This is a genomic window from Streptomyces sp. NPDC037100 (assembly GCF_055606225.1).
Genome location: NZ_JBVJSX010000007.1, coordinates 372,414 through 378,847 on the forward strand (window position 1 = coordinate 372,414; position 6,434 = coordinate 378,847).

Annotated in this window: 6 protein-coding genes and 1 pseudogene; 2 read left to right on the forward strand and 5 right to left on the reverse strand. The window is 70.3% G+C overall.

What is annotated here, in order from left to right:
- Positions 1 to 32 precede the first annotated feature (32 nt).
- The 4 genes and pseudogenes from ectB to ACZ7EG_RS24755 all read right to left on the reverse strand — a co-directional run.
- A complete protein-coding gene (gene ectB, locus ACZ7EG_RS24740) occupies positions 33 to 1,304 on the reverse strand; it encodes a diaminobutyrate--2-oxoglutarate transaminase (RefSeq protein ID WP_471082805.1) in 1,272 nt (423 codons plus the stop codon).
- A gap of 59 nt (positions 1,305 to 1,363) precedes the next feature.
- The gene (gene ectA / locus ACZ7EG_RS24745; protein WP_471082808.1) at positions 1,364 to 1,870 is read right to left on the reverse strand and encodes a diaminobutyrate acetyltransferase; all 507 of its coding nucleotides are present in this window, start codon (positions 1,868 to 1,870) and stop codon (positions 1,364 to 1,366) included.
- Between the two features lie 339 nt (positions 1,871 to 2,209).
- Positions 2,210 to 2,746 carry a DinB family protein gene (locus ACZ7EG_RS24750; RefSeq protein WP_471082811.1) on the reverse strand — a complete coding sequence of 179 codons (537 nt, stop codon included), beginning with the start codon at positions 2,744 to 2,746 and terminating at the stop codon, positions 2,210 to 2,212.
- 68 nt (positions 2,747 to 2,814) lie between these two features.
- A pseudogene (locus tag ACZ7EG_RS24755) lies at positions 2,815 to 3,099 on the reverse strand (transposase); the annotation flags it as partial.
- Positions 3,100 to 3,151: 52 nt separating this feature from the next.
- On the opposite strand from ACZ7EG_RS24755, the gene ACZ7EG_RS24760 reads away from it, so the two are divergent.
- On the forward strand, positions 3,152 to 3,928 hold the full coding sequence (locus ACZ7EG_RS24760) for an MBL fold metallo-hydrolase (RefSeq protein ID WP_471082813.1): 777 nt from the start codon (positions 3,152 to 3,154) through the stop codon (positions 3,926 to 3,928).
- 52 nt (positions 3,929 to 3,980) lie between these two features.
- On the opposite strand, the gene ACZ7EG_RS24765 is transcribed toward ACZ7EG_RS24760, so the two are convergent.
- Positions 3,981 to 5,081: a pyridoxal-phosphate-dependent aminotransferase family protein gene (locus tag ACZ7EG_RS24765; protein WP_471082816.1), complete on the reverse strand. Its 1,101-nt coding sequence runs from the start codon at positions 5,079 to 5,081 to the stop codon at positions 3,981 to 3,983.
- A gap of 134 nt (positions 5,082 to 5,215) precedes the next feature.
- Here ACZ7EG_RS24765 and ACZ7EG_RS24770 point away from each other — a divergent pair, with 134 nt between their 5' ends.
- Positions 5,216 to 6,307: an amidohydrolase family protein gene (locus tag ACZ7EG_RS24770; protein WP_471082819.1), complete on the forward strand. Its 1,092-nt coding sequence runs from the start codon at positions 5,216 to 5,218 to the stop codon at positions 6,305 to 6,307.
- The last annotated feature ends 127 nt before the right edge of the window (positions 6,308 to 6,434 follow it).

A 6,434-nucleotide genomic window follows, 5' to 3' on the forward strand; every position in this document is an offset into this window, starting at 1 on the left:
CGATGCCTCCTAGATGAGTGATGCTCGGTTGGTCAGGCGGTCTCTCGGACGGCGCGGGCCAGTGTGCTCAGGCCCTCGTCCAGTTCCTCGGGCGTGATGGTCAGCGCGGGGAGCATCTTGACGACCTCGCTCTCGGGGCCGGACGTCTCGATGAGCAGCCCGAGCTCGAAGGCACGCTTGGCGATCTTGCTCGCGCGCTCCTTGTCGTGGAACTCCAGGCCCCACACCAGGCCCCGGCCCCGGTACTCCTTCACGTCGGCCAGGTTCTCCTCGGTGATGGAGATGAGCGCCTGCTCGACCTGCTCGCCGCGCTTGCGGGTCTGCTTCTCCATCGCGGAACCGTCGGCCCAGTAGGTCTCCAGGGTCGCGGCGGCCGTGACGAACGCGGGGTTGTTGCCGCGGAAGGTGCCGTTGTGCTCGCCGGGCTCCCAGATGTCGAGCTCGGGCTTGAACAGGCACAGCGACATGGGCAGGCCGTAGCCGCTGATCGACTTGGAGACCGTGACGATGTCCGGCACGATGCCCGCCTCCTCGAAGGAGAAGAAGGCGCCGGTACGGCCGCAGCCCATCTGGATGTCGTCGACGATCAGCAGCATGTCCTGCCGCTCGCACAGCTCGGACAGGGCGCGCAGCCACTCGGGCCGGGCCACGTTGATGCCGCCCTCACCCTGCACGGTCTCGACGATCACGGCGGCGGGCTTGTTGAGGCCCGAGCCCTGGTCCTCCAGCAGTCGCTCGAACCACAGGAAGTCCTCGACCGTGCCGTCGAAGTAGTTGTCGAACGGCATGGGCGTGCCGTGCACCAGCGGGATACCGGCGCCGGCCCGCTTGAAGGCGTTGCCGGTCACGGCCAGCGAACCCAGCGACATGCCGTGGAAGGCGTTGGTGAACGACACGATCGACTCGCGCCCCTTCACCTTCCGCGCCAGCTTCAGCGCGGCCTCCACGGCGTTGGTGCCGGTCGGGCCGGGGAACATGACCTTGTACGGCAGGTCGCGCGGGCGCAGCAGCAGGTTCTGGAAGGCCTCCAGGAACGTGCGCTTGGCCGTGGTCGACATGTCGAGCCCGTGCGTGACGCCGTCCCGCTCCAGGTAGTCGATCAGCGCGCGTTTCAGGACCGGGTTGTTGTGCCCGTAGTTCAGTGACCCGGCTCCGGCGAAGAAGTCGAGGTACTCATGGCCGTCCTCGTCGTACATGCGGCTGCCCACCGCACGGTCGAAGACGGTGGGCCAGCCGCGGCAGTAGCTGCGAACCTCGGACTCGACGGTCTCGAAGACGCTCAGGTCGGGCTGGGTGATGGTCACGACGAATCGCTCCTCGGTACGTGGGGAAAGTCTGCGGGAGTGGGGTGGGGCGGGAAGTCTCAGTGGGGCAGCGGGCCGATGCGGTACAGGACCTCGGGGTCGTGGGGCCCGTCGGGGAACACGGCCGTGTCGAACAGCACCTCGCGCTCCAGCCGCGCGCCGTGACGCTCGGCGAACGACGTGAACAGGCGCTGCGAGGCGGTGTTGCCCGGGGTGATGGTGGTCTCCACCGTCGTCACCCCGAGGTCGGCCACGGTCCGCGCGACCAGGCCGTCGAGCAGCGCGGCGGCCAGTCCGCGCCCGCGGTGGGCCTCGTCCACCGCCACCTGCCAGACCAGCAGGGTGCGCGAGCTGTCCGGCCGCACGTACCCGGTGATGAAACCCATCGGCTCGCCCTGCTCGTCACGGGCGACGGCCGAGGTGGCGGCGAAGTCCCGGCACCACAGCAGATAGCTGTAGGACGAGTTCAGGTCGAGAACCTTCGAGTCCTTCGCCATCCGCCAGAGTGCGGCTCCGTCGGCCACGGTGGGGCGGTCGATTTGCGGATCTGCTTGTACGGCAGTCATGCAAATTGAACTTACCCAGCGAAATTCAAAATTGCATCGCCGATCGGGGTTACATATGAGCCTCGTCTGTGTTATCACGCGAGCGCGAGGGATCACACAACGAGGTGGTGAGATGCCCGAGATTGTCCGGGTAATACCGGGCAAAGCGGTCACAGTGTGTAACGCGTCACAGCCATGTAACCTCGACGAGACCTGTCAGAATTTCCCCTCCGAGTGTCCTCAAAATCTACGCGTTTAGGACCGGAAAAAGCGGGCAGAAGAATACGGGAAGCTTTTCTTGAGGAAATTCTTAATTGTGTGCCAGCTTACATGGGGAATATCGCGGAAAGCACGTGGAATTCAGGCCCCGGTCACTCCGTCGATGCGTTCCCGCAGGAGATCGGCGTGACCGTTGTGCCGTGCGTACTCCTCGATCATGTGGATGAGCACCCAGCGCAGGCTGACCTCCATCCCGGGCACCGGCCCCTCGGCCACCCGCCCGATGTGGTCCAGTGGCAGCCCGGCGCACAGCTCCCGCCCCCGCGCGATCTCCCGCCGCCAGATCCCGAGCGCCTCGGCCGGCCCCCGCGCCGGATCCAGCGCGTAGCCGGTCGCGTCCTCGAACACCGGCGGTACGGAGAGCCCGCCGGCCACCCGCTGGAACCAGTTCCGCTCGACCTCGGCGAGGTGCTGCACCAGCCCGAGCAGGGTCAGCGACGACGGCTCGGCCGCCGCGATCCGCATCTGCGCGTCGTCCAGCCCCGCGCACTTCAGCTCCAGCGTGGCCCGGTGGAAGTCCAGCCAGCTCTCGAGCATGGCCCGCTCGTCGCCCGTGAGGCGGGGGACGGGGCGGCCGTCGGGGAGGGCCGGGGTGCCAGGGGGTGTGTCGGTGGTCATACGGGGAGCATGGCACGGGGCACCGACAACAACGGGGCCCCGGTCCGGCCAAGCCGAGGACTGAGACGTCCGAGTTCGTCGAGGACGAGGCGGTGCAGCTTCGCCCGGACCCGGGCGGCGGACCACTCGGTGAAGCGTCGGTGCGCGGTCGGCCCCGACGGACCGAAGACCGGCGGCAGCTGCCGCCGGGTAGAGCCCGCCGTGGCCACGAAGATGATCACCGCGAGGACCTCGCGGCCCCCGCACCGGCGCCGGCCACCGCCCTGCGGCCGCATCGGAGCAGATGGGACCACACGTCGGAACAGTTTCCACAAAGTCTCTGGCACCGACGTCCCGATCACCTCCGCTCCCATGCCCCGAAAATGCCTGCTCACGACCACGGCAGGGCGGCTAGTGTCCTTTGGCATGCAACTGACCGTTCTCGGCGGCTGCGGGGCGTGGCCCACCGCAGTTCAGGCATGCAGCGGCTACCTCGTCGAGTACGCGGGTTTCCGCCTGCTCATCGACCCCGGGTACGCCACGCTGCCACGTCTGCTCGAGCACAGCGCCGTCGACTCCATTGACGCAGTGCTGATCAGCCACGGGCACCCCGACCACTGCGCTGACCTCAACCCTCTCCTGCGCGCCCGAGGCCTGAGTGACACGCCACCGCCAGCACTGCCGGTATACGCACCCCAGGGCGCAGCCGATGCTGTACTCGCGCTCGACAAACCGAGCATGCTCGCCGACGCGTACCGCCTTCGCGAGTTCCAGCCTGGCGACCGGTTCGACATCGGTCCGTTCAAGACCGACACCTGGCTCCTGCCGCATTTCGTGCCCAACGCCGGCATCCGACTGACCACGCCGGATGCCGTGCTCGCCTACACCGGCGACACGGGTCCAAGCCGCGACATCCTGCGCCTCGCTGAAAGTGCTGACCTACTGCTGTCGGAAGCCACATACGTCCACGAGGTGCCGGCCGCCGACGCACCGTATCTGCTGACCGCACGACTGGCGGGCCAGTACGCGAGCCAGGCGGGCGCTGCCAGGCTCATGCTCACCCACCTATGGCCAGGGACAGATCCGAGAGCTGCACACGAAACAGCCGCGCAGATCTTCCGGCACCCGATCGACGTCGCCACCCCCGGGCTCGTCACCAACCTCGCCCGTGGAAGCGGTCATACGGCTCCTGGCACCGGATGACGCGGAAGCCGGAAACCCCCATGACCGTGCCCTGTTCCACATGAGAGGACGTCTAGCGCCACGCCCCCTCGGCGGCCCGCAGCGCGCCCTCCACATCCACCTCAAGCCCCTGCTCGGACAGTGCCGCGCCCAGGGCCGCAAGGCTCGCCCGCACCGCCCCCGGCGTCGCGTCCGCGCCGTAGTGGTTGACCCGGATCATCTCCTTGGCCAGTGCACCCCCGCCGGCGGCGAGCGGTACCGCCGGGTCCGCCTCCAGTGCCCGCCGGACCAGGTCCGACGCCACCACCCGGGACGGCGCCCGCAGCGTCGTGGCGACGGGCGCCGCGTCCCGCGCCTCGTACACGTAGGGCTCCAGTCCGCCACCGAGCGCGACCGCCCCGGCGCGGGTGGCCGCCGCGGCGGACGCGTGCCGGGCCATCACGGCGTCGAGACCGGCCGCCTCGATCCGCTCGACACAGGCATCGAGGGCCAGCATCTCCAGCTGGGCCGGCGCGTGCAGCAGCGCCTTGCGGCCGCCGTCGATCCACCGCTCCTTCCAGTCGAGGAGCGACAGGTACGACCGGCGCGGCGCCTTCGGGTTGGCGGCCATCCGCGCCCAGGCCCGCTCGCTCACCGACACCGCCGACACCCCGGCCGGGCCGCCCATCGCCTTCTGCGCCCCGATCACGCACAGGTCCACGCCCCACGCGTCCGGCAGCACCGGCTCGGCCCCGATGGACGCCACGGCGTCCAGGTAGAACAGCGCCCCGTGCGCCCGTACGACCTCGCCGATCTCCGCGACCGGGTTGGTGTTGCCGGTCGCCGCCTCCGCGTGCACCAGGGACACGAAGTCGATCTCCGGGTGCTCGGTGAGGACCTGCCGGATCTCCTCGGCCGTGACCGCCGTGTGGAAGGGCACCGCGAGGTCGATCACCGTGGCCCCGCAGTCCCGGAGCCAGTCGCCGAAGGTCTGGCCGTACGGTCCCGTGATGACGTTCAACGCCGTCGTGCCCGGACCGGCCGTGGCACGGATCGCGCCCTCCAGCGGCAGCAGCGCCTCGCCCTGCATGATCACGACGTCCTGCCCGGTGCTCAGCAGCCGCGCCACACGGTCCTCGATCGCGGCGAAGCGGTCCGCGCCGAGCGGGGCCAGGTCCAGAAACGGATGCGTCACGGCAATGCTCTCTTCACTCACAGCAGGTTCGGCCGCATCGAGGGTAACCGGCGCCCCCCGGCCGCCTGCGCGGCGAGTCCCGCGGACACCGGCCCCCGTCGAAGCGGCGCGGCAGGCTCATTAAGGTGCGGTGCATGAGCGATCAGGTGGTGCTGCACGTGAAGGGGCGGGTGCTCGTCGGACCCGAGGACGTCCGGGACGAGCTGTGGGTGGTCGACGGCCGCATCTCCTACGACCGTCCCGACGGCGCCCGCGACATCCGCACGGTCGTCGGCTGGGCCCTGCCCGGCCTCGTCGACGCGCACTGCCACGTCGGGCTCGACCGGCACGGCCCGGTCCCCGAGGACGTCGCCGAGAAACAGGCCCTGACCGACCGGGACGCGGGCACCCTGCTCATCCGCGACGCCGGCTCGCCCTCCGACACCCGCTGGATCGACGACCGCGAAGACCTGCCGAAGATCATCCGTGCCGGGCGGCACATCGCCCGCACCCGCCGCTACATCCGCAACTACGCCTGGGAGATCGAGCCGGAGGACCTGGTCGCCTACGTCGCCCGGGAGGCCCGCCGCGGCGACGGCTGGGTCAAGCTGGTCGGCGACTGGATCGACCGCGACCTCGGCGACCTCTCGGCCTGCTGGCCCCGCGAAGCCGTCGAGGCGGCCATCGCCGAAGCCCACCGCCTGGGTGCCCGCGTGACCGCCCACTGCTTCTCGGAGGACTCCCTCCAGGACCTCGTCGAGGCGGGCATCGACTGCATCGAACACGCCACGGGCCTGACCGAGGACCTCATCCCGCTGTTCGCGGAACGCGGCGTCGCCATCGTCCCGACCCTGGTCAACATCGCCACCTTCCCGCGGCTCGCCGACGGCGGCGAGAGCAAGTTCCCCCGCTGGTCGGCCCATATGCGCCGGCTCCACGAGAACCGCTACGACACCGTGCGGAACGCCTACGACGCCGGCATCCCCGTCTTCGTCGGCACCGACGCCGGCGGCAGCCTCGCCCACGGCCTGGCCGCGGCCGAGGTGGGCGAGCTCGTCACGGCCGGCATCCCGCCCGTCGAGGCCCTCGCCGCGGGCACCTGGACCGCCCGCACCTGGCTCGGCCGCCCCGGCCTGGACGAGGGCGCCCCGGCCGACCTCGTCGTCTACGACGAGGACCCGCGGGCCGACGTAAGGGTGCTGGCGTCACCACGCCGAGTGGTGCTGAACGGGCGCGTGGTCGGGTAGGGCCCCCGGGTGCCGCGGTGTCGGTCCCGAGGGTGCCGCGGTGTCGGTCCCGAGGGTGCCGCGGTGTCGGTCCCGAGGGTGCCGCGGTGTCGGTCCCGAGGGTGCCGCGGTGTCGGTCCCGAGGGTG